Below are 23,011 nucleotides of genomic sequence, written 5' to 3' on the forward strand. Positions count from 1 at the left end.
TAGCCTGCTCTATTGCAGATGTATTAATTTTTATTTATTATTTTATTATAGATTCTACTTGATTTATTTTTAGTAATGTCTTAGGTTTAAACCTAGTACTAACCATATAAGCTTTTAAGCTATAGAGAAGTTGTTTCGCCTCTAACCTATTTTCTAAATCCGTATGTAAATCTATTCCTGAGATTAGAATACTTCCATTACCAACTTTCGCTTCAAAAATCAATGCTGTTTTTCTATTCTTAAACCAATCATCTATAAGCCTAACAATTGGAGTTAAGGTATTTGGAAAATCATCTAAAACTATTGCATTTGAATTACTCATAGCATCCCACCATTGCCAGTTTGAATGGTATTCTGTGGGAAAATTAGCCAGTGCAGGATGTGCTGGATTACATAAAATTCCTAATGTATGTGGTTTTTGTCCTTTTGTCCATGAGGTATTCCAAAATATACTTGAAAATCCAACACCAATATCTCCTCCTTTAGCTACGGCAACATTACCTTTTGCAATATTTAAGAGAACCTTACCTCCATTTTCAAGAAAACTTATAGTACTTGACTCAAGCTTATTAACCACTTTGATTCTATTTTCATTTTCTATTTCGTCATATTTAGCCGGATAAACCCATATATCCCAAGTATTTATAAAATCTAAAATTTGGACTGTTAATGTTAATTTTTGAGCTTTGATAATTTCAGTAAGTGAAGTCGTTATTTCTCCTAACCGAATCGTATTTCCTATTGAAATATCTAGCTTATTAAGCCTTCCTTCCTTAAAAATTTGACCTTTAGAATTGCTTAACCTCCACAATGGAGTAATATTTTTTAATTCATTTGCTCCAAAATTCGCAACTTCAATTTTTGCTACAAAATTTTCGGTATTTCTAAATACTCGCTTTTTTAAACGAGCTAAGGGGACCGTTTCATTATTAAACTGACTGAATTCTTTAGGAGAAACATACCCCTTTTCATCCCAAAAGGCATCTAAGACCCCTACAAGAGCAGTACCTTGACCAGGAAAATCATGTAAGTCTAACAATTGAAAACCTGCCATTCCTTTGGTTCTTAAAGCCGCTTCAATATCAGATTTGTAGCATAAGGTTTGAAGTTTCCCTGAAGCCAGCAATAAACTATCAGCCAACTCTAAAAGGTTATTTTCTTTCAATGATTCTTTAAAAATCTCAAAATTCTTAGGCTTTAGAACCCCTCTATATTTTGACATTTCCTTAAAATTTGGATACGCACACCATTGTCCCATCTCATGACTTACATAAGGCATTGGTGTTTTATCTATAAATCGACTCCAATCGAATTCTGTTTGTGGAGGTTCTGAATTAATTATACTTTTAAGGTTTTCATTCCATCCTTGAATACGTGGATTTCTATTATTATAATAATCTAACTCCTCAAAATAAGGCCAACCAGCTCCTCCTGTATATAGACGTCTATTGTCAAAGGATTTTAAATGGCTCACAAATTTTTTCAAATATTCAGAATGATTCTTGCCTCCTGGTTCATTTCCATAAGCCATCAATACAAACGAAGGATGATTGCCATAAGTATTTATAATCGCTTCTGCTTCTTTATATAGCCATTGATCAATAGGGGCTCCATCTCCAATAGTAGTCCACGCAGAGGCTTCAACTTGTAAATAAACCCCCAATTCATCTGCAGCTATAAAAGCCGCTTCTGGAGGACACCAAGAATGAAAACGCATATGATTCAACCCATGATCTTGAATAATTTTTAATATACGTTTCCAAGCATCAACATTAGTAGGCGGATATCCTGTTAATGGAAATATTGCACATTCTAAAGTTCCTCTTAAAAACAAGGGTCTTTCATTAATCGTAAAACGAGTTCCTTGAGCTTTAAAATCTCGCATTCCAAAATCGACATTTTTAGTATCAATTCCAACATTCGTCTTTAACGTAAGCTGCATTTCATAAACATTTGGACTAAACTCATCCCAAAGCTTCGGGTTATCACCCATGCTGTATTCTACTACAACTTCATTATTCTCTTTTATTTCAAATTCTTTTTTTAATGATTGAAGTTTCAATCCATTAATAGACTTTTCCTTTGCTTCAAAAATCAATTGTCCTTTTTGATTTTGTTCAGTATAATTTTCAATTTGAACAACAACTTTTACTTTTTTAGAATGGATATTAGGATACAATTTCACATTGCCCATAGACACTTTTGATTGTGCCGTTAAGACAATAGTTCCTACTATACCATTCCAATTACTTTGTGTATTATCAGAAATACTGTGTGCATCAACCCCAACATCAATATCCTTAACACGATTATCAACACGAATAGTGATAATATGCTCACCTGCTGTTAACAAATCATTTAGGTTATAATTATGAGCAGTAGCTAAACTATTTTTCGTTCCAATTTTTTGTTTATCCACCCAAACCGTAGATTCCCAATGCACGCGTTCTAAGTTTAAATTGATATGTTTTTCGTTCCATGATTTAGGAATATTTACCTTCTTTTGATACCAAGCTGCTCCTTTGTATTCTTTTACAGGTGTTAACCAAAAAGGCACTTTTATATTCCCATTTTGACGATATTTTTTCATATCATCAGCCTTATACCATAAACTATCGTTCCACATATTACCAGTCCACTTCGTAGCAGCTGTAACCTCATTACCTTTTCGATTTTCGGCCATAGAACCGGGCAAATAAACAATATCAGTAAGAGTCGTATCATACCATTTCTCATCCATTCCCTTATCCAAAGAATCAATTCTAAACTGCCAATTTCCAGACAGGTTTATATAAGATTTCTCTTCTTTATTACAGCCATTAAAGGCTAGTATAAAGAAAAAAAGTAGTACAAATTTCATGTAATGATAAGGTTTCAAGTAGCTGTATTTTAGTGCCTATTTGTTGTTTTGAAATATTCAAAAATTGCATCCGCAACAAACTGATGTCCTTTTTGATTGATATGATTATTTTGTGCCATATAACCGATAAGTGGTTCTGTTTCCGCTAGCTTTTTAAACAAGGCATAGCTATCTATCAAACCAACCTTGTGTTTTTTAGCCAAGTCCCTTATTTGCTCACTATGCTTTGCCAACTTGGTAGTTTGTGAAGCAATGTCCTCATTTAAATCAGGACTAGGAGTCAATAAAATAACTTTAGTCCCATAAGCTAAGGCTTCTTTAATCATTTTTTCCCATGCTTGTTTGGCTCGTTCCAATCCAATACCTCTATCATTAAGACCATAATCAATAAATAAAACCTCAGGTTTATAAACTAAAACTTCGTCTTTAAACCTCTTTGCACCTTGCTCAGATTGTTCACCACCTATTGATGTTGTTACAACATTAACCACTGAATATGGATAAAAATCATTGACTTTTTTCAGTGTCCGAAAGGGGTAAGAATTTAAACGATCCACAACACCTCTTGTGCTATAACCCGTAGGAACAGAATGCCCATGAAAAACAAAATTAATCGTACGGTTTTTAGGCCATTTTACTTTTAATTCTTTTTTAACTGAATCTAGATAATACGTCGAAATTTCATTATTTGAGAATGACATACCCTTTGTTTGAGCGAATGCAAAATTCAAATTCATTAAAAAAATGAATCCTAAGACTATTTGTTTTTTAATCATCATTATTTATCCTTTGTTAATTCCATTTCAATTTCTTCTAAACTTTTTCCTTTTGTTTCAGGCAACCTCTTTTTAATAAATAAAAACCCTGCGACACAAATAAAACTATACACCCAAAAAGTTCCTGAAGCTCCAAAAGCATCATTTAAAATCGGAAATGTAAATGTTAAGATAAAGGAAGCTATCCATAATGAAAATGTAGCAATAGACATAGCTACACCTCTGATTTTATTAGGAAAAATCTCAGACAAAACCACCCAAGTAATTGGCGCCAAAGACATTGAATAAATTGCAATTGCTGTTATAACTAAGACTAACACAGGCCATCCTGTAAACTCCATATAATAGGCACCTCCTAAAATAGCATAAACAATACCTAAACCTATTGAACCCAAAAGCATTAATTTTCTACGACCCCAACTATCTACAGTACGCATAGCCACTAATGTGAATATTAGGTTAACGCTCCCTGTAATTACGATATTGAAAAGCATATCACCTACACTATAACCCGCTGCAGTAAATATTTCTTCAGCATAATTAAAGATGATGTTAATTCCACACCACTGTTGAAATATTGCTAAAACAATTCCTATAATTAAAATTGGTTTAACTTTTGGATTTTTAAAATCTGAAAATTTAATTTTTGCTGTCCCACTCTCTTGAAGTGTTACACCTATACTTCTTGCCTCTTGTTCCGCATAAAGGTTCCCACCTATTTTTGCTAAAACATTTTTGGCAGCAGTAGTATTATTCATTTTTATTAAAAATCGTGGACTTTTAGGCACTAAAAACATCATACCAAAAAATAAAATTGCCGGAATAAGTTCAGCCCAAAACATCCATCTCCAACCTGTTTGTCCATTCCAGGATCCTAAAATCATTTGATCTGTACTATTCTCTGGAATAGAATCAGCTATAAAAAAATTAGCTACTTGCGCCACCAAAATACCAATAACTAATGTTAATTGATTAATAGCCACAAACTGTCCTCTATATTTTGCTGGCGCAATTTCTGCAATATACATTGGCGAGAGTGTAGAAGCTAGCCCTATTCCTAAACCACCAATTAATCGGTAAATTATAAAAGGGGTAAATTCATTAACATACCCAGTACCGAAAGCAGATAGCGTAAACAAAGCAGCAGAAAATATTAATGGTAATTTTCTCCCGAAACGATCGGCAACAAAACCTGAAATAACGGCACCAAAAATACAACCTATTAATGCACTACTCATAGCCCAACCTTGTAGTGTTGGCATAGTGCCAATATCGAAAAAGAGTTCATAAAAAGGTTTAGCACCACCAATAACAACCCAGTCGTAACCAAACAGAAACCCTCCCATTGCCGATACTAAGGCTAAAAAAAGTAAATATGTAAAATTGAATTTTGTTTTTCCCATAATGTTTCTTTGGTTTATTTTTAATTATTTATTAGACTATTAGTCTTTAGTTAAACTACTATTATACCAGTCTTCGTTTGGTTGAAAGTCTTTCTTTAAAAAGTTCTTTCGTTGTTTTTCTAAACTTGACAGCATTTTTGTTTTTCTAGTTTCGTACTTAGCATTTGCTTTGGCTTCATCATAATTAGCATACGCTGTTGGTAAACGAGCATCAACACTTACTAAATAAGCATCTAGTTCAACTCTTAAATTACTTGCTACTTCAAGATTTTCATTTGAAACATCCTGTTTTTCACTAGGATCTGTAGTTAAATTATATAATTCATCATGACCATCTTCCCAATAATGAATAAGCTTATATGCTTCTTTTCTTATAATACTTACAGGTTCACCTCCTTGATTCCCATAGTGAGGATAATGCCAAAACAAAGCTCTTGTGCTAAGAGATTCACCTTTTAAAAGAGGCACTAAACTAACTCCATCAATAATTTGATTGGCATCTTTTTCAGCACCAACCAATTCTAAAAGCGTTGGATATAGATCAATCCCTGAGACAGGATAATCAACAGAATTAGGTGTGTTTTTTAACATTGGAGCTTTAATAAGATATGGCTCTCTAATACCACCTTCCCATTGGTATCCTTTCCCTCCTCTTAACGGGAAGTTTGTTGTTGAAAAAGCATCACCACTTGCAACGCCTCCATTGTCTGATGTAAACACAACTATCGTATTATCATCTAAGCCAAGTTCTTTTAATCTATTTAATACAACACCTACAGCATCATCCATAGATTCTACAAGTCCGGCATAAATAGGATTGTCTTGAACCGTACGTATTGGCAGAATTCTTTCCATTTCAAAACCTGATTCAGGAATACCTTGTGCTTCAGCTTTATTTCTATATTTATTCCATTTAGCTTGAGTTGTCTGAATAGGACCATGTACTGCATAAAAAGACAGGAATGCGAAAAATGGTTGGTCTTTATTTTCCGATATAAAGTCTGCTGTTTCTAACGCTAATCTTTTAGTAAGATTTTCGCCATCATATTTATAATCTAATTTTGGATTTCTCCATGGTGCGTAATATCCTCCTTTAGGCCCTCCAACTTCCCAACCACCGTGATTGATATCAAAACCGTTTCTTTCTGGTGTATACGGTTCATCTCCTAAATGCCATTTACCTGCAAAGAAAGTTTTATATCCATTTTGTTTAAAAGCTTCTGCAATTGTAATATTATCATCTGATATGGCATGTGCATATTCTGGCGGCATTACTTTAGTATTATAATAATCTCCCCATTGCTTTCCTGTTGCTGCTCCAATCCAATCAGTAACTCCATGACGTGCAGTATATTGCCCTGTTAGCAAACTTGCTCTGGAAGGGCTACACACTTGACAAGCAGCATAACCTTGTGTAAACTGTACTCCATCTTTAGCTATTCCGTCAATATTAGGTGTTTCGTAATATTTACTGCCTGAATAACTCAAGTCATGAGCACCTAAATCATCTGCTAGAATAACTAGAACATTTGGTTTTTTAAATCCTTTTTGTTTAAAATTATCTTTGTTTTTACAACTATTTAATAAAATAGTTGCAAAACAAAGACAACTAACTAACTTAAACAATCTACTTAATTTTGTATTCATTTTTTATTTTTTTAATGTCCAATTAAAGTACTAACCGACCTTGATTCTAACCTAACCCTTTTGTTACGGACCTTACTCGCTTTTAAATTACCATTCTTAGAAGTCACGTATATATTCTCAACGGTAAAATCCGTAAAGCATAAATCTTTAGACTCTTCACTATAATTTATTCCTACAATAACGATTTCTGATGTTTCATCGTTTAAATAGGCAGAAAGCATAACATTCTTGTATTGTTCAAGAATACTCCCCCCTCATTCAACGATATCTCTATACGCCTCATTCCAGGCTTTACAAACCTTGAATAATTACCTAAAGCCCATAGAAGCTTCGATTCGCGAGCTACACCATCATACTTTAAGGACTCTTGATTATATAGGTCACTTTCATTTCCCGTATCAATATAAATAAGCCCATCTTTATAATCAGCTCTAGTAATTGCTGTCCACCACTGCCATGAACTCGCATTTGCTAGAGTTAAATCCGCATGAATTACTCTTGCTACATATAAGGCAGTGTTTATTCCTAAATCTCTTTTATAACCACCACCTATATCATCGGACCTATCTAGGATGCAAAATTCACTTTGCCAATATTCTAGATCATGTTTCTTTAATTTTTTATTCAGTTTTTTTCTAATCGATATCAAACTATCTAGTGGCCATGTTGTAAAATAACTATGTCCCGAAATAGTTGATTTCAAATTTTTAAAAGAATCTTTTTTATCAAAAAAATAATCAATCTGATTACCTCGTTCTGGCTTTCCAAAATCTGAATACAACCACCTCAGGTCAGCTGCTTCAGCAACAACAACTTTTGTCGATAAATTATTTTCTTGAATTTTCCTATCAAGAATATCTATAATTTTCAAAATATTATCATTCGTTGCAGGAGTTCCTTCTTGTGAAGCCCTTTCCCAATCCCATTGCGGCTCATTTATAGGGCTTACATAATCAAATAAAATACCTTCATCTTTAAAATGGTTTAAAAACTCAATCATAAATTGCGAATAATCCTCAAAATACTCACGTTTTAAATTTATCTCACCATCTTTATTATCGCCATTAAATCCTTTTCCATTCTTAGTCCATTGTACTGGAGCTGAAATTGAAAATGCTAAAAAACGATTAACTCCATATTTACTTGCTTTATTAAGAAACCATTGCTGCCCGACTTGCTTGGTCCAATTATAAATTCCCTCCTTATTTACAAAAGCCTCAACACGCCTCCATTCATTTTTAATACCTGACTCCTCTTTTTGTTCTGCAGTACCAGCACCGATATAAAAGCGCCATAAAGACAGACCAATCCCTTTTGGATTTCCATTAGTATCTAGAGCTTTACTAAATAATAACTCTGCTATTTTCTCTTTTTTTTTCTCAGGCCAATTTTTCCCTACAAATTCACAACGCCAAGCATCTGAAGCTCCAAAACCCTCAATCGTTTGGTACAACTTAGACTTATCTAATTTCACTTTAAATTCTTGCGCATTTGAATTTAAAATTATTAGAAATAAAAACCCTAGTATTGACTTAACATACATAATATTGGAATTTAACAGCTTCAGTTTTAACATCTTCTTAAAACTACATCTTTAAGATTAACAACAAAATTAAGTACTATTCATCTATAAAAAATAGACTTAAAAACCATAAACATGGACAATAATACTATTTTACATTTCTATTCCCTTTAACACAATTTTATATATCTGATAATCTCCTTCCCTATTTACCTCTAAAACAACCTGATCATCTTTCAACAATCTTGCAGATGAAAATTCTGACTTATAGGGAGCTGCTTTGTTTGTTTCTGTATAATCAGCTGGTACAAATCGCTCTACACTTTCAATAGAATTAATTACAAATCCCTTAACTTTAATCCCCACTTTAGCAGACGACTCTTTTCCTCCCGTTACAAATATCACCATCCTTTTAGAATCATTTAAGGCTGCTGCTACATGGAATTTATTTGATGTCGTTTTAAGCGCATATCCTTTATAAGAATCCGAAAGCTCTCCTAATATTTGACCAACCGGATAAACTACTGTATAGTTCCAATTTGTAAGTCCCAAACCAGGTACCGAAGTATTAATTGGTGGCCAAAATGCTGCTGCATCAGCACTTGAACGAGCATAAATTTGAATTATATCAGGAATAATATTAGCCGCTTCCATATACAATGCCCTATCATTATAGTCTCTTGACGGCATCCATTCCGATAAATAAATAAACTTTTTATCTGGGTTAAAATTATTTGCACATGCTTTTATTCTAGTCTCTAATTCTGCAATATTATGCGTGCTTGTATTGTAACCAGTGTATGTATGCAAAGCAACACCATCTATAATTGAATATGCTTTTGTAAACTTATTCTTCATTGTAGTAAACTCTTCGGGATGCGTATAATCACCATTAATTAAAAGTTTAAATTTATGATTAGGAAACTTTTGATCGATAAATTCAGCTAAGTTCATTGCTACATTAACATACTTATCTAGTTTTTGAGAACGTGATCCACCCCCAGCAAATTGTAACCACCACTCGTTTCCTATTTCTACAATCCCATTTTGAATATTTGATTCTATAATTGCTTTTTCTGCTGTAACTTTTAGTTTAGCAATGGCACTATTCCACTGAGAAGACCCAAGGGATGTATTCATTGCAGCAACAGTAGGCAAAACAATACTATAATTATTAATATTATTTTTTAGAGTAGAAACAGAAGCTCCTGGAGCCGCTGGAGTCTTATCCCATCCAGGTGTTGTATTACTTGTCCATGCATAAAACTCAGATTCCCAACCTCCAGGATAACGAACCACCGTACTATTTATACCACTTAAAGTATTCGCGAAATTATTAAAAGTACCATCTGGGATTTGTCGCCAATCATTATTCACGCCAAATATTTCAGGGTGAATTTCAACTTTATCAGTTGCGTCTACATTTAATACAAGTCCTTTGAAGTCTTCTTCTGGAACAACAGTATCCCCTCCACCATAAATTGGATCATTTGGATCAGTGAAACTATCCTTATTACAACTTATGGTAAAACCACAAACTAATAAAAGAACAAATAATTTTGTAATTGTTGTGTTCATTTTTTTTTAAAATTTAAATTATGTATTTCTGCTATGAATTATTTAAAACTAGCTTTTAATATTTAGACTATAAAAACATATCTAATGTCTACATATACCGACTTACTTTAACATCGCTTTCAAAGTAACTATCGATTTCGCTTTAATTGTAACAGCATCAAAATTCATAGTAGATTTTTTTAAATCACTTGAATTTGAAGTTGTGTAAATATCAAAAGTCCCCTCGACCACTTCAAAATCTTCCCCGTAATTCTCAAAGGATATCTTTCTATTATTATCCGTATTATTGACACATACCAAAACAACCTCATTATTTGAGGTATTCTTATATCCAGATATCATGAAATTTTCAACAGCCTCTTCCTCATTATATTCAGGATCTACAACCTCAAATCGAACCATACCAGGTCTCACAAATCGGCTAAAATTCCCTAGTGCCCATAGCAATTTATTTTCCTTATAGGTTCCCCCTGTATGTGCAGAATTATTTGAACTAGGAGTATACAAAACAAGATTAAATCTAAAAGGATGATCTCCATACTGCGATTGATTTAAAGCTGTCCAAAAACTCCAGCCAGCAGCATTTCCAAACACCAAGTCAGTATGAATAATACGACTCAGCCACAAGGCATAATCCATCTCTTCAAAAGTAGCTATATCTTTACCTTGCTGATAAGCCGTTCCTAAAATACTATATTCTGTTTGCCAATAATCTAAGTCATGACTTGCTAGCAATGCTTTTAAGGACTTTCGTTGTCGAATAGACTCGTAATTTGTCCCATTACTAAAATAGCTATGTCCTGCTATGTGTTTTGAAAGATTATCTAAATCTCCAATATAATTATCACTTTCTGTATTAAAAAAATCATTAACCTGATTTGTTGTAGCACTTACCCCTTCATACAGATACTTTAGTTGTCCTGCTTCTGGAATCATTATTTTAGCTTTTACACCTTTCTGAGTAAACACATTATCTATAATTCGAGTAACAACAGCAACTTCTGAATTCAATGCTTTGGTTCCAGATTGTTGTGCAGCACCAACTACAGCATTCCATTCGTATTGCGTTTCATTAAAAGGACAAACTGTAACAAAATTATACCCTTGATTTTCATACCTTTTCACAACATTGGCTAAAAAACTTGCATAATCATGATATTTATCTGGATTACAATTAAAGCTAGAAACCTCGGTCGTACTAAAGACAAAACCATTTTTGGTCATAAAATAAGGAGGAGTTCCAGCCCAAGCCGTAAACCTTGAAACCCCATACTCTTTTGCTTTTGATAAAAACCATTGCTCTCCCTGTTGCTTGTTCCAATTGTAGTTTCCATTTGAGTCCAAATAACATTCTGTCTCTCTAAACCAATTGGAGACAGAAAAGCCACTATTTCTCTGATCTGCCGCACCATCTCCTATGATTGTTCTCCATAAAGAAAGCCCAATACCTTCAGGATTTCCTAGCACATCCGTTTCCGTACTAAAAAACAACTTAGCAATTTCATTTTTCGAAGTTCCTGACCATTTTCCAACCCATTGATCCTGAAAACCTCCCGATGCTCCAAAATGATCTATCACTTGAAATGTATTGTCTATATTCAAAGTAATCTCCCCGATCGTCGACTCGTATTTAGAATCATCAGGGTGTGAAAAATCATCTTTTTCACACCCAAATGTTATACTTAAAATTATTATTAGAAGAAATTTTATTAAAACTTCATATCTCATTTTTTTAGCTTTATTAATAATTTGGATTCTGCTCAACTAAGCCTTGAGAAAGTTGAATTTCTTCCGGTGGAATTGGCCATAACAAATGAGTATCTATATCAAACAAAATTCCTTTATCCATAGCTTCTCCTAAATTAGTTGTCTCAAAAGGGTCTGTATTATGATTAACATTGTAATCTACAAAAGTTCCATTAGGCCCCATAATTAATGCGATACGAGGAACACCATTTATTTTCTGTCTTCTTAAATCATGTAAACGGTGTAATTCCAAAGCAAGCTCCAATCTACGCTCTTTCCATATCGCATCTCTTAAATCATCACCCGTAAGCGACATATCTGTTGTTAAACTCACCCGATCTCTAACTTTTTTCAAGCTTATTAATGCAGCAGCCTCATTATCATTAAAATAAGCAGCTTCAGCGTGCATCAACAACAAATCTGCATATCTAATATGAATATGGCTTAATGGATGTTGCCCTACTTGATATACCTCTGGACGATCCCCCTTAGGTATATAAAATTTTCGATTAATTCTTCCTGACTTATTTCTAGTTGGAGCAGCATCATACGAGGTCACATCTGGGTCTCCATAAACAGGCTCACCATGCTTCATAATCGTTGACCTCAATCTGATTGCGTCTCCTTCCGACAAAAATGCATTCTCTAAATCACTTGTTGGCGTACCCCAACTCCATCCCAAATCGGCACGACTTCCTTGTGTACTAGAATAAACCCCTCCAATATTGGCATATAATTGATCGTTTATATAACCAACTTCAAAAATCGATTCAACTCCATGTAAGTGATTTGGCTTCCAAACATTTTCGAAATCAGCCTCTAATTGATACTCTTGTGATAAAATAACATTGTTCGCCATGACTTCTGCTTCAGCATACTTTTCTTGATATAAATAAGCCTTAGCTAAAAGAGACTGAGCAGCACCTATTGTCACCCTACCCATATCCGATGTAGCATATTCACTTTTCAAAGGTAAAACCTCTATCGCATCTAATAAATCTTGCTCAATTAAACTATAAACATCTGACGTAGTTGCTCTTGTATACTTATACACTTCTGGTTCAAAAAGCTCCGCCCATGTAGTCACAATTGGAACCCCCCCATATGTCTTAACTAACTCAAAATAAAACCAAGCTCTTAAGCATTTTGCTTCTCCCAACAAACGGTTCTTTAAATCTTCATCCATATCAACATTAGGAATATAAGCCATCGCTAAATTAGCTCTAGTAATACCAATATAATTATGCTCCCAAAAAGAGTTTATGTAAGCTGATCCTGGAAAAACATTATAGTGAGCAATACCGGTAATATCAGCTCTTGGTTGTTCTGTATTACCAGACCATTCGTCATCAGAAGCCATTTCATTTATGGTTCTTAAGAAATTTATTTGATTCCAACCTTCTCCGTTAATTTTTTGGTAAATACCATTAACAAATCGCTCGCTAGCTTCCGCAGAAGCAAAGAAATCGTCTAGTTCTTGTTGACCTCTAAGGGGCTGATCCAAAAATTTATCAGTACATCCCATTAATACAACAGTAAAAAATGTGAAAATTATTATTCTTTTCATGATAATTGTTTATTAAAGTGAAAAATTTAATGCTAGTAAAAATGTTCTTGTCAATGGATAACTTGCGTAATCAACTCCATATCCATTAATAATATTACCACCTGCACTTACTTCAGGGTCAAACCCAGAATACTTAGTTAATGTTAATAAATTCTGACCCGATAGAGAAAGTCTTAGTTTTTTAACCCCTTTCATAGGAATATTGTAACCTATTTGAATATTTTTCAATCTTACAAAACTACCATCTTCTACCAACAAGTCCGAAGGAGTTTGGTAGTTATTATTTCTATCCAATACACTCAAACGAGGAAAGCTTGCACCTGTATTAGTAGGACTCCAAACTTTATCCAATGTACCTGCATGAACATTAACATCATTAATTCCTGAATGTGCAAAAAGGTTCGTATAATTTATAACATCGTTCCCAAAAACACCATACCATTGCATATTTAAATCCCAATTACTATAAGTAAAATTAAAATTCAACCCTGCAGTAAAGCTTGGAAAAGGATTCCCTATTGTTGTTAAATCTTTATCATTTAGTTCTCCGTCATTATTATAATCCACAAACTTTAAGTCGCCCGGAACTGCATTAGCCTGTAACAAGTTACCTGTCTCGCCTGAATGCGCATTAATTTCCGTTTGATTTTGAAAAATCCCATCTGTTTTATATCCATAAAACAAACCAGCAATTTCACCCGGTCTAGAAATCTTCAAATATCGATTCCCTAAATCCGATCTTTGCTGTCCAAATAATTCTTCAATACCAGGCGCAATCTCAGATAATTTACTTTCATTTGTAGAGAAATTCGCGTTTATACTATAAGTAAATTTATCCTTTACACCCGAATATCCTGCAGAAACATCCCAACCTTTAGACTCCATACTTCCTACATTTTGAGCAATAGTTCCTGGTATACCTGTATAGTTTGGCGGCTCCACTTGAAATAATAAATCTACTGAGCTTCGTTTATATCTCTCGATAGAGAAGTTAATTCTACGATCCAACAATGCCCCCTCAATACCTAAATTCACATCTTCTACCGTTTCCCATTTCAAATCTTCATTTCCAAATCTATTTAAAACATTCGTAACATATCTTTCTCCTCCAAAGGCATAATTAGAGTCTCCGATTCCGAAAAACTGAGATGCAGGATTTATGTTTTGATTTCCTAACTGTCCGTATCCCGCCTTTAAACGAAGAGAATTAACAACAGGGACTTTAAAGAAAGATTCATCTGATATAGCCCAACCAACCGATACACTTGGAAAAGTTCCCCATTTATTTTTTGTTGGAAATACAGAAGAAGCATCTCTTCTAACTGCTGCTGTTAAAAAATATTTATCTTTATAGTTATACATTAATCTTCCTAAATAAGAAAACATTGTTCTAACAGTTTCATTAGCTCCAACGGTCATATTTTCACCTGTAGCGGCGTCTATATATCTAAGTGCTTCATTTTCTTGACCAGGAACATCCTCTCGAAAAGCTGACACATAATTATAACGTTGTTCATCTAAAATTAAACCAGCTGTTACTGTAAAATCATGCTCCTCTATTTTTCTTTTATATGTAACAGTATTATTCCAAACCCAATCAAAATTATTTGAAATATTTCTACTTACATTGTTAACTAATCGCTGTTCATTTGGATGAATAAAAAATTCAGGATTAAAATTATCTCTTTTATTATTTTTAAAATTAAAACCAAATTGCGTTTGAATATCTAAACCTTGAACAGGCTTATAACGCACTCTTGTATTCGTAGATAAACCAAAAAATGTTATTTCACCAAAACTTCTAGCGACATTAGCTACAGGATTTGGAACCCCGATGCTGGATCTATCAAAAATACTAAACTCATTTCTACCATCACGACTACCAATTGGAAGGTAAACATCCGTTAATGGTTCAATTCGAAGTGTATTGTAAAATAAATTTGGAGTATCTTCCCATCTTTCAAACCGAGTACTTAGATCTTGTTGAAACGTTAATTTTTCATTTACTTTATAATCAATATTAAACCTTGAAGTTAATTTTTTCCTATAGCCTTTTGCATAATGTGATTGTTCATCAAAATACCCAACACTAGCTAAATACTTTAAACTTTCACCACCTCCTGATATACTTATATTATAATTCTGCACAGGAGCAAAATCAAGTAAAGTTTCATCCAACCAATTTGTTCCAGAGCCAAAACCAGCAATTTCCTCATCTGAATAAACCGCTACACCTCCATCATTCAATCTTCTCTGATTAACAACTTGAGCATACTCCTTAGCTCCCGCTAGATTAATTTTTTCTATATTCCTCAGCCCTGTTGATACATCTACCGTTACAACAGCCTTACCATACTTCCCTCTTTTAGTAGTAACCAATATAACTCCATTGGATGCTCTAGAACCGTAAATTGCAGCAGCAGAAGCATCTTTTAGTATTTGAAAATCTTTAATATCTTGTGGATTGATAAAATTTAAATTTGTTCCCGATGGTAACATGACTCCATCCACAACAATTAATGGAGATTTATCATTATTAAATGAAGTTATTCCACGAATTAAAATAGAAGGAGCAGAACCAGGAGCTCCTCCATTCGAAATCACCTGCACACCTGAAGCTTGGCCCTGAAGAGCTTCAGCAGGACTACCCGCTGTAATTCTTTGTAAAGCTTCCCCGTTTACTGTTGAAATAGAACTTGTCACCTCTTTCTTTCTAGCTGATCCATAACCGATAACTACTACTTCATCCAATTGTTGATTATCATCCAACAATGTAACAGAAATCTTTTGTTTCGTTCCTACAACAATTTCCTGAACTTTATAACCAATATAACTGTAAATTAAAGTTGCGTTATTCTTTACATTTATAGTATAATTACCATCAAAATCTGATATCGTTCCGTTATTTGTGTTTTTTTCCAAAATATTCACTCCAGGTATTGGCTGCCCATTCGAATCTAAAACAGTTCCTGCAACTGAGTTTTGGGCCATTGCTGAAAAACCAACAAATAAAAACCCCATTATAATTAATATTGAATGTTTCATGTAATAATTCATTTAATTGTTATTAGTTATCTTAATACTGCTACTAATCTATTAAGATGCGTATCAAATATTATCGTATAGTCTTTTCCTAATGCTGAATCAGGGAATATATAATTTGCGCCACCTCCAGGAACAGTCGCTTCAGGGGCCTCAGCATTATCTACCCTCCAAAAAGGAGCCCACCCTGCAGCATTTGCATTCAAAATAAAACCATTAGCTCCTGCATCATCAGGTTGATCATCGACAGTCACGTCTAAAGTCCATAAAAATAAATTATTCGCATCCTTCACAAAAGGCTTACCAGATTTAAAATGCCAACACTGCGTGCTATCATCGGTATTATTAACACAAACTGATGTATCCCCAACAAAAACACCTCTTCCTAAAATATAGACTTGATCGTACGGTGTATCAGTAGGTGTATACGGTGTTACCATATATGATTGATCTCGCAAATCCATAGTTACTTCATAATACCCAACTTCTGGTAAAATAATTGGATCAACGTCTGCTCCTGTGCCCAAAACTAGCTCACCAGGAACATTTGGATTTGCTCCAAACGTATAAGGCTGAAATGATCCTTTTTGAGGTAAAAATCTAACCTCTGTGTTTACACTTGGTGAATAATATCTAGCTGTAAAAACATTACCATCTTCTCCCGCTACTTTACTTGGAACCGAGACATATGGATGACCAAATAAATCTGAATTTAAAGCCTCATTATCCGTAAGAGACGTAATATACATAGCATCAAACAACAGATCATTTAACACATTTACCGTTACAGTTTCCGTCTCAACATTCCCAGAAACATCCGTTACACTAATTACAAATGAATAACTTCCACTATCTGAGATATCTAGAGCTTTTGTGTAATTATAAGAAGTTCCAGTAATAGCAATACTTTCATTCAGCAAAGTGCTTTCTATTTTGAATTCATCCAATTCAGCATCAGACACTGTAACATCTAAATTAACTTCAAAACCATTACCTATAAGTACTGTTGCTCCATTAATTGGTTTAGCTATTTGAATTACTGGATTAACAACATCTTGATCTAAAGTAATTACAACATTTTTTATTTCCTTCTTTCCTCCTGCATTTGTAACTGTAACCGTCACCGTGTGAGAGCTATTTTCTTCCGCATACTCTGGTATCTTAAACTTATAAGCAAGTTCATAAGTTTCAGGAAAAGAATCTTTTAGAATTGTTTTATCTAAAGACCAAGGATCATATTTCAAATTTACAGACTTTATACCTGCTGGATCAGAAACTATACCTTCAAATATAAAAGTTTGCCCTGGCAATGAAGATATTTCATCTACCCAAGATTGAAAATCCGGACTAGAATCTACTTTGACAGAATCATTATCGCTACAACCTATCGTTATAGCGAAAACAGTCAAAAAGATTAATAAAATTGCTTTTGTTGTTTTCATGGTTAATATTTAATGTTAATGTTTAGTTATATTTATACAAACCTACACTTTTGCTCCCTTGAAAAGATAGAGATTAAAACTGCATATATGGACAATAACACTTTATGAAATTCTATTTATATCTTAAACTAATTAATTGTAAATTTAAAAACCAAAAATAATTTTGTTAACATTTATCTATTTCTATTTACAAACTAGTGAGCAAAACAACACCTAAATAAAAAAATAAAACAGCTTAATAATAAGCTATTTCACATGGTAATACATGTAAAAAAACTCGTTATTAAATTATTTCATACAAAAACAAAGCAAATTATTTTATTTTATTTCACAAAACGGCACTAAAATCAATTGAACAATCTTGAAAATTCATATCTTTGAAATTGTTTTATTAAAAGAATAGTAACCGATATTCATAATGGACATAATTTAACAAAACGCTAAACAATGGACAATACTACTTTGAGAGAGGGGTTTATGGGACAGAAAATTATTTCACATCCTAAGTCTATTATTAATATAATAAAAAACAACAAAATATCCAAATCACTATATATTAGCGACTTAGGATATTATCCCAAAGCACACCACCATTATAGGTTTAGAAAGAAAGGAGCAGATCAATATATTTTTATTTATTGTACAAAAGGAAAAGGAGAAATTTTATTGAATGACACTAAGATTCAGATTTCGCCAAACCAATTTTACATCATTCCAAAAAACACAAAACACGAATACAAAGCTGACGAAAAAAACCCTTGGAGTATCTATTGGCTCCACTACAAAGGAATACTAGCCCCACCACTTTATGACAGATTTGTAGCAAACAAAAATATTGATATTCCTTTTACTGTTGAAAAAATAAATCTTTTTGAAAAAATATTTAGCCTTTTTGACAGCAACAATCTAGAGAACCAAATAGAATACGCTAATTTGTTAAGCCTAAACTTTATCAGCACTTTTATTTATCACAATTTTGAAACAAACCACAAGACGCATATCAACCTCAATGATAACATCATCGATTCTATAAAAGATTATCTTCTAGAAAGATTAGATCAAAACTTAACCTTAGACCAAATAGCATCAAAATTTAATTATTCTAAATCATATTTACATGCTAAATTTAAAACCAAAACAGGTTACTCTATAATGGTTTTCTTTAATTTGAAAAAAGTCCAAAAAGCATGTGAATATTTAAGTTATACGGATTACAGTATAAAAGAAATTAGTTTTAAAACGGGTTTTGAAGACCCTCTGTATTTTTCAAGAATTTTTAAAAACTATATGGGAAAGTCACCTAGAGACTATAAAAAACATCAACACAAATAAAGGTTACAGCTGAAAAACATTTCTTTTAAAATCCCTATAACTGAATTGAATCTGTACTTAATCTAACACAACAAGCCTCAACTGTGACAATGAATATCTCACTTTGAAACTAATTTTCTGCCTAAATTAATTCTATTAGTTTTATATAACTCAATAGACTTTTACTTGTATTCGTTTTTATCATTCAATTCCATGAAACACTACGATAAATTATATTTACAATAAAATACTTTTCCCACAAGGCCTAAACTACATCCATTTATAATTTATCTCTTTTATTTAGCGCCTAACTGAAGTAAGCAACTACAAATCTGCTACTTGCCGAAATTGTGAAGTTTGTTTTGATAAAATTGCAATGGCTTTTTTCTTTTTTGAGGTACGATAAAAAAGGAATGTGCCATGGGTACGAAACTTTATTGTACTTGTTTAGCAAGATTATACTACGATACTATACAACGCAATTGATCACCTAAATATAAGCGCTTTACAGTAGTTGTTGAGGCACGAGGCAACTAGCTGGAATGTGCTGATTTTCGATAAATTATATTTTATTTTTTTCAGTTTTAATTAATGACACGTGTTCTTTTTACCCTGATACAAGATGGCATTTAGTTCTTTCATTTTCTTTTTCCATTGCTGAATAGATACTGAATCAAGTTCAGCACAGGCTCCAAATCTAGACTTCAATAACATTTCTAAAACGCTATTCTCATTTTCTATATAAAAAGAACTCGCTACGCTCAATCAGCTTTTTATATTACGTAAATTTCAAATGCATTTTTACGAAATATACTTGTATGTCGGTTTAGCTAAACATTGCTACTTGCCAAAATTGTGAAGATCGTTTTGATGGAATTGTAATGGCTTTTTTCTTTTTTGAGGCACGTAGAAAAAGGAATGTGCCATGGTTGCGAAACTTTATTGTACTTGTTTAGCAAGATTATACTACGATACTATGGAATGCTATTGATCACCTACGTGTAAGCGCTTTACAGTAGTTGTTGAGGCACGAGGCAACTAGCCGGAATGTGCTGGTATGAGAAAGTATATATCCTATGCTCTATAATACTCGCCCTACAATTTCTTCTATTTTCTCTTTTACTAAAGGCAATCGTTCTTCTATCATTAATGGATGGATATGTGTCATTAACACCTCTTCTAATAAACCTCTAGTTATTATTTTTTCTAATTCTTCAATTAAAAAAGATTTGATCGTTTTTTCAGTAGTCGCTATTTCATCTACTATCGTAGTTCTATTATCAAATACATAGATAATATCTTCAATATCATGACTTGTTCTGTAGTCATTTCCCCTATTATTATAGGCTTCAAACTTTGTTGCTAAATAACATGGTGCTGAAAATATTTTTATCTCTTGATCATTTGCTTTTACAGTCCATAAATTTTGAAAACCTATTTTGTACCATCTATTTGCTGGCCCCAATGGTCCATCTTCTGTAGACATTATATCTACAGGAATATCTTTGTACCTGTAACTACAAATTGCATGGCCTTGTGGATCTGGATGAAAACCTAAATTTGCTAACTCTTCTTGTAGATTGACCCATTTACTTATATTCACAATGTTTAAAGTCATGTCTATATCTTGTGTAGGCCTGATTTCATCAGCTGCTGGATCGTCTGTATACAAACTGACCACAGCACCTCCTACAAAAACTATTTCTTCTTTTATAGATTTTAATGCCCTTGCAACTTCTGCTACAACAGCTATATTTATCACTCTATTCTCCAAGTTGTAAACGCTTTTTTATTTCTGCAATTGCTATTTCCTTTTCTCTAGCCCTTCCCACTCTTAAAGCATCTACTAAGGCTAATAATTCATATAAAAGCACATCTTTTAAGGCTGCCTGTGGAACTGAACTGTACAAGGGAATAATGCTATGCCCTCTTACTGTACCTTTTGCATAAGGCCAAACATAATGTTCTGTACTATTAATTAGATTATTTAGTGGTGGAGCGGAATGAGATGTTGGTATACCACGTACTACTGCTCCAGGTTTTTGCGGAAACACATATCGTAGGCCGAATTGTAAAAATTCTAGTAGAGCTAATTTCATAACAACTTTCCCTTTCGGATCTAACAAACCTGAAAATTTAGAACGTGCTACTGATTCACTTATTTCTGACTGGCTCATTTCTAAGGATTCTGCAATTGATTTTTGATTCCATTGAGGATTATCTACACATATCACTTTTAATAATAGTAATACGTCTTGCGGTTTCATCTGTGTGTTGTTTGCCTTCATAATTACAGTAATATCGTATATCGCGATATGCAATATTACAAAATAAAACTATATGAATAAACTACTTACAAATAAATATTGCGTATCGCGATACGCAATATTTTGAATTCACCTTGCTAGGAAGGTAATGGCTTTTTTCTTTTTTTAGGTACGACGAAAAAGGCATGTGCCATGGTTGCGAAACCTATTGGTTTTAGTTTGGCAATATTTTGTTGCGAATGTTGAAAATGTTATTGAACAATTATATAAAAAGCTCATTACAGTAGTTGCTGAGGTACGAGGCAACTAGCTGTAATGGGCTGGTATTTGTTTGTTATTTCATTATAAAAGATCTCACCTTTTTTTATTATTTTCCTTGACTCCGTTTCTGCTAAATAAAAGCATATACTTTTCTATAATTTCATCAGCTATTTGTTCTGGTCTTTTATGATCTACCTCTATAATTAAATCGTAATTATTTTCATCAAAAACATCAATATCGTATGTATTCAAAAACTGGTTCTTAAACAGGTTATTCCTTTCATTCACAGTATGAAATGTCTCATTTGTTCTTACTGACTTCTTTAATCTTTTTATAGCTTCGTCTTCTGATACTTTAAAAAAGACATTAAAAGATTCATTGATAAAATAAAACCCCAATCTATAGTCTATCACCAAATTATCTGATGCGTTACATTCATTCGCAAATTCACTATCAATTTTCTTATCTAATTCAGGATTCATTAAACACATTTTTTGAAATTCAACAATACTCATTTTATTAGATTTTGCTACCTCTCTCGTTTTGTTGCCTATTGAAATAAATTGAAAATTCAGTTTCTGAGCAATCAGTTTGCCTACTGTACTTTTACCTGAGGCAACTCCACCTGATAAAGTAATTTTATTCATTGAATTTTGAGTGTTGACATTCCAATTATAAACACCACCTCTGTTCATGAATTTTTCAAAATCATACTTCATTTCACTCATTGCAGCATTCACACCAACTTCATTTATGGGCTTACTGTACATATGAGTCCCTTCTGTGTTGTCAAAAAACCTACCTGCTGGATCAATCATCACATAAGAACCTGTAATTTGATCATTACTTTCAGGAACAATTGTTTCTACTAGCTTATGATTTTCTATAAATAAATTAAACTCTTCTTGAGATATTTCAAATTCATCAAACTTGTCGTCATTCTGATTTTCTATACGTAATGACTGTAATACTTTCCATCTCTCAGGCTTTGCCTTCAAGATAAAATCAATCATGTTTTCCTCAAAATTATACCTATTGACAACCGTATTGATTTTCAATCTATAGCTATAGCTCCTTACTCTTTCAATGATTTCTCTATACTCATTTTTCGAAATGCTTTTCTTCTTAGACAGCGTTCTACCAATTGATCTATTCGTTGACTCATTTAAACTGTCAATACTAATAGCAATCCAGTCTAAATACCCTGAGTTTTCCTTTAAAAACTTATCCGTTAATTTACTACCATTGGTTACAATCATAGTTGTCATTCCTTTTTTCTTTGCTATTTTAATTAGCTCAGAAATCCAGGGACAAATAGTAGGTTCACCACCTGCAAACGTTATTTTTTCAAAACCCTTTTCTGCTAATTTTTCAATGACTTTTATGGCCTCTTCTTTTGGCAAATGCCCTTTTGGTAAAATTGTTTGCTTTACATCTTGGAATGTGGCAAAGCAAAATCCACATTTCATGTTACACGGCTCCCATAAATGGAAGTTTACACTTGGAATAAATTCATTTGTTTTCATATTGATTTAATTTAAATTGATCCACTTGGATGATTAAATCGATACTTGTAAACTGATTATTC

General features: G+C 33.1%; 16 protein-coding genes. 1 reads left to right on the top strand and 15 read right to left on the bottom strand.

Annotated elements, in window-relative coordinates:
* Window positions 1-37: 37 nt before the first annotated feature.
* The 11 genes from FGM02_RS16300 to FGM02_RS16350 form a co-directional block, all read right to left on the bottom strand.
* On the bottom strand, window positions 38-2,860 hold the full coding sequence (locus FGM02_RS16300; protein WP_139959563.1) for a sugar-binding domain-containing protein: 2,823 nt from the start codon (window positions 2,858-2,860) through the stop codon (window positions 38-40).
* A 29-nt stretch (window positions 2,861-2,889) separates the two neighbouring features.
* A complete protein-coding gene (locus tag FGM02_RS16305; protein ID WP_208021541.1) occupies window positions 2,890-3,639 on the bottom strand; it encodes an SGNH/GDSL hydrolase family protein in 750 nt (249 codons plus the stop codon).
* A complete protein-coding gene (locus FGM02_RS16310) occupies window positions 3,639-5,039 on the bottom strand; it encodes a sugar porter family MFS transporter (protein ID WP_139959564.1) in 1,401 nt (466 codons plus the stop codon). Before FGM02_RS16310 ends, FGM02_RS16305 begins: the two co-directional genes overlap by 1 nt.
* 39 nt (window positions 5,040-5,078) lie before the next feature.
* On the bottom strand, window positions 5,079-6,686 hold the full coding sequence (locus FGM02_RS16315) for a sulfatase (protein WP_139959565.1): 1,608 nt from the start codon (window positions 6,684-6,686) through the stop codon (window positions 5,079-5,081).
* A gap of 11 nt (window positions 6,687-6,697) precedes the next feature.
* On the bottom strand, window positions 6,698-6,907 hold the full coding sequence (locus FGM02_RS16320; protein WP_139959566.1) for a hypothetical protein: 210 nt from the start codon (window positions 6,905-6,907) through the stop codon (window positions 6,698-6,700).
* Window positions 6,889-8,229: a glycoside hydrolase gene (locus FGM02_RS16325; RefSeq protein ID WP_166461209.1), complete on the bottom strand. Its 1,341-nt coding sequence runs from the start codon at window positions 8,227-8,229 to the stop codon at window positions 6,889-6,891. Before FGM02_RS16325 ends, FGM02_RS16320 begins: the two co-directional genes overlap by 19 nt.
* Before the next feature lie 132 nt (window positions 8,230-8,361).
* A complete protein-coding gene (locus FGM02_RS16330) occupies window positions 8,362-9,786 on the bottom strand; it encodes a hypothetical protein (RefSeq protein WP_139959568.1) in 1,425 nt (474 codons plus the stop codon).
* 102 nt (window positions 9,787-9,888) lie between these two features.
* Window positions 9,889-11,514 carry a glycoside hydrolase gene (locus FGM02_RS16335; RefSeq protein WP_139959569.1) on the bottom strand — a complete coding sequence of 542 codons (1,626 nt, stop codon included), beginning with the start codon at window positions 11,512-11,514 and terminating at the stop codon, window positions 9,889-9,891.
* Between the two features lie 13 nt (window positions 11,515-11,527).
* A complete protein-coding gene (locus FGM02_RS16340; protein WP_139959570.1) occupies window positions 11,528-13,099 on the bottom strand; it encodes a RagB/SusD family nutrient uptake outer membrane protein in 1,572 nt (523 codons plus the stop codon).
* Window positions 13,100-13,111: 12 nt separating this feature from the next.
* Window positions 13,112-16,144, bottom strand: a complete 3,033-nt coding sequence (locus FGM02_RS16345) for a SusC/RagA family TonB-linked outer membrane protein (RefSeq protein ID WP_166461210.1) — start codon at window positions 16,142-16,144, stop codon at window positions 13,112-13,114.
* Between the two features lie 26 nt (window positions 16,145-16,170).
* Window positions 16,171-17,583, bottom strand: coding sequence for a hypothetical protein (locus FGM02_RS16350; protein ID WP_139959572.1), 1,413 nt, complete (start codon window positions 17,581-17,583; stop codon window positions 16,171-16,173).
* Window positions 17,584-18,030: 447 nt separating this feature from the next.
* Between FGM02_RS16350 and FGM02_RS16355 the strand changes: the two genes are divergently transcribed.
* Window positions 18,031-18,915 carry an AraC family transcriptional regulator gene (locus tag FGM02_RS16355; RefSeq protein ID WP_139959573.1) on the top strand — a complete coding sequence of 295 codons (885 nt, stop codon included), beginning with the start codon at window positions 18,031-18,033 and terminating at the stop codon, window positions 18,913-18,915.
* A gap of 567 nt (window positions 18,916-19,482) precedes the next feature.
* On the opposite strand, the gene FGM02_RS18125 is transcribed toward FGM02_RS16355, so the two are convergent.
* The 4 genes from FGM02_RS18125 to FGM02_RS16370 form a co-directional block, all read right to left on the bottom strand.
* Entirely contained in the window at window positions 19,483-19,659 is a 177-nt protein-coding gene (locus tag FGM02_RS18125) for a hypothetical protein (protein ID WP_166461211.1), read from the bottom strand.
* Between the two features lie 316 nt (window positions 19,660-19,975).
* On the bottom strand, window positions 19,976-20,668 hold the full coding sequence (locus FGM02_RS16360; protein ID WP_139959574.1) for a hypothetical protein: 693 nt from the start codon (window positions 20,666-20,668) through the stop codon (window positions 19,976-19,978).
* Entirely contained in the window at window positions 20,658-21,161 is a 504-nt protein-coding gene (locus FGM02_RS16365; protein ID WP_139959575.1) for a hypothetical protein, read from the bottom strand. The genes FGM02_RS16360 and FGM02_RS16365 overlap by 11 nt, the downstream gene beginning before the upstream one ends.
* A 354-nt stretch (window positions 21,162-21,515) precedes the next feature.
* Window positions 21,516-22,949 (bottom strand): viperin family antiviral radical SAM protein, encoded by a 1,434-nt coding sequence (locus tag FGM02_RS16370; protein ID WP_139959576.1) that lies wholly within the window; start codon window positions 22,947-22,949, stop codon window positions 21,516-21,518.
* Window positions 22,950-23,011 lie beyond the last annotated feature (62 nt).

The organism is Flavicella sediminum (assembly GCF_006381105.1).
Taxonomy (GTDB): domain Bacteria; phylum Bacteroidota; class Bacteroidia; order Flavobacteriales; family Flavobacteriaceae; genus Flavicella; species Flavicella sediminum.

Excerpts from the sequence above, each read along its gene's own strand:
- FGM02_RS16370 (WP_139959576.1), bottom strand. The coding sequence starts at position 22,949 with ATGAAAACAAATGAATTTATTCCAAGTGTAAACTTCCATTTATGGGAG.
- FGM02_RS16340 (WP_139959570.1), bottom strand. The coding sequence starts at position 13,099 with ATGAAAAGAATAATAATTTTCACATTTTTTACTGTTGTATTAATGGGA.
- FGM02_RS16310 (WP_139959564.1), bottom strand. The coding sequence starts at position 5,039 with ATGGGAAAAACAAAATTCAATTTTACATATTTACTTTTTTTAGCCTTA.
- FGM02_RS16350 (WP_139959572.1), bottom strand. The coding sequence starts at position 17,583 with ATGAAAACAACAAAAGCAATTTTATTAATCTTTTTGACTGTTTTCGCT.
- FGM02_RS16320 (WP_139959566.1), bottom strand. The coding sequence starts at position 6,907 with ATGCTTTCTGCCTATTTAAACGATGAAACATCAGAAATCGTTATTGTA.
- FGM02_RS16305 (WP_208021541.1), bottom strand. The coding sequence starts at position 3,639 with ATGATGATTAAAAAACAAATAGTCTTAGGATTCATTTTTTTAATGAAT.
- FGM02_RS16335 (WP_139959569.1), bottom strand. The coding sequence starts at position 11,514 with ATGAGATATGAAGTTTTAATAAAATTTCTTCTAATAATAATTTTAAGT.
- FGM02_RS16365 (WP_139959575.1), bottom strand. The coding sequence starts at position 21,161 with ATGAAACCGCAAGACGTATTACTATTATTAAAAGTGATATGTGTAGAT.
- FGM02_RS16330 (WP_139959568.1), bottom strand. The coding sequence starts at position 9,786 with ATGAACACAACAATTACAAAATTATTTGTTCTTTTATTAGTTTGTGGT.
- FGM02_RS16355 (WP_139959573.1), top strand. The coding sequence starts at position 18,031 with ATGGACAATACTACTTTGAGAGAGGGGTTTATGGGACAGAAAATTATT.
- FGM02_RS16315 (WP_139959565.1), bottom strand. The coding sequence starts at position 6,686 with ATGAATACAAAATTAAGTAGATTGTTTAAGTTAGTTAGTTGTCTTTGT.
- FGM02_RS16325 (WP_166461209.1), bottom strand. The coding sequence starts at position 8,229 with ATGTATGTTAAGTCAATACTAGGGTTTTTATTTCTAATAATTTTAAAT.
- FGM02_RS16300 (WP_139959563.1), bottom strand. The coding sequence starts at position 2,860 with ATGAAATTTGTACTACTTTTTTTCTTTATACTAGCCTTTAATGGCTGT.
- FGM02_RS16345 (WP_166461210.1), bottom strand. The coding sequence starts at position 16,144 with ATGAAACATTCAATATTAATTATAATGGGGTTTTTATTTGTTGGTTTT.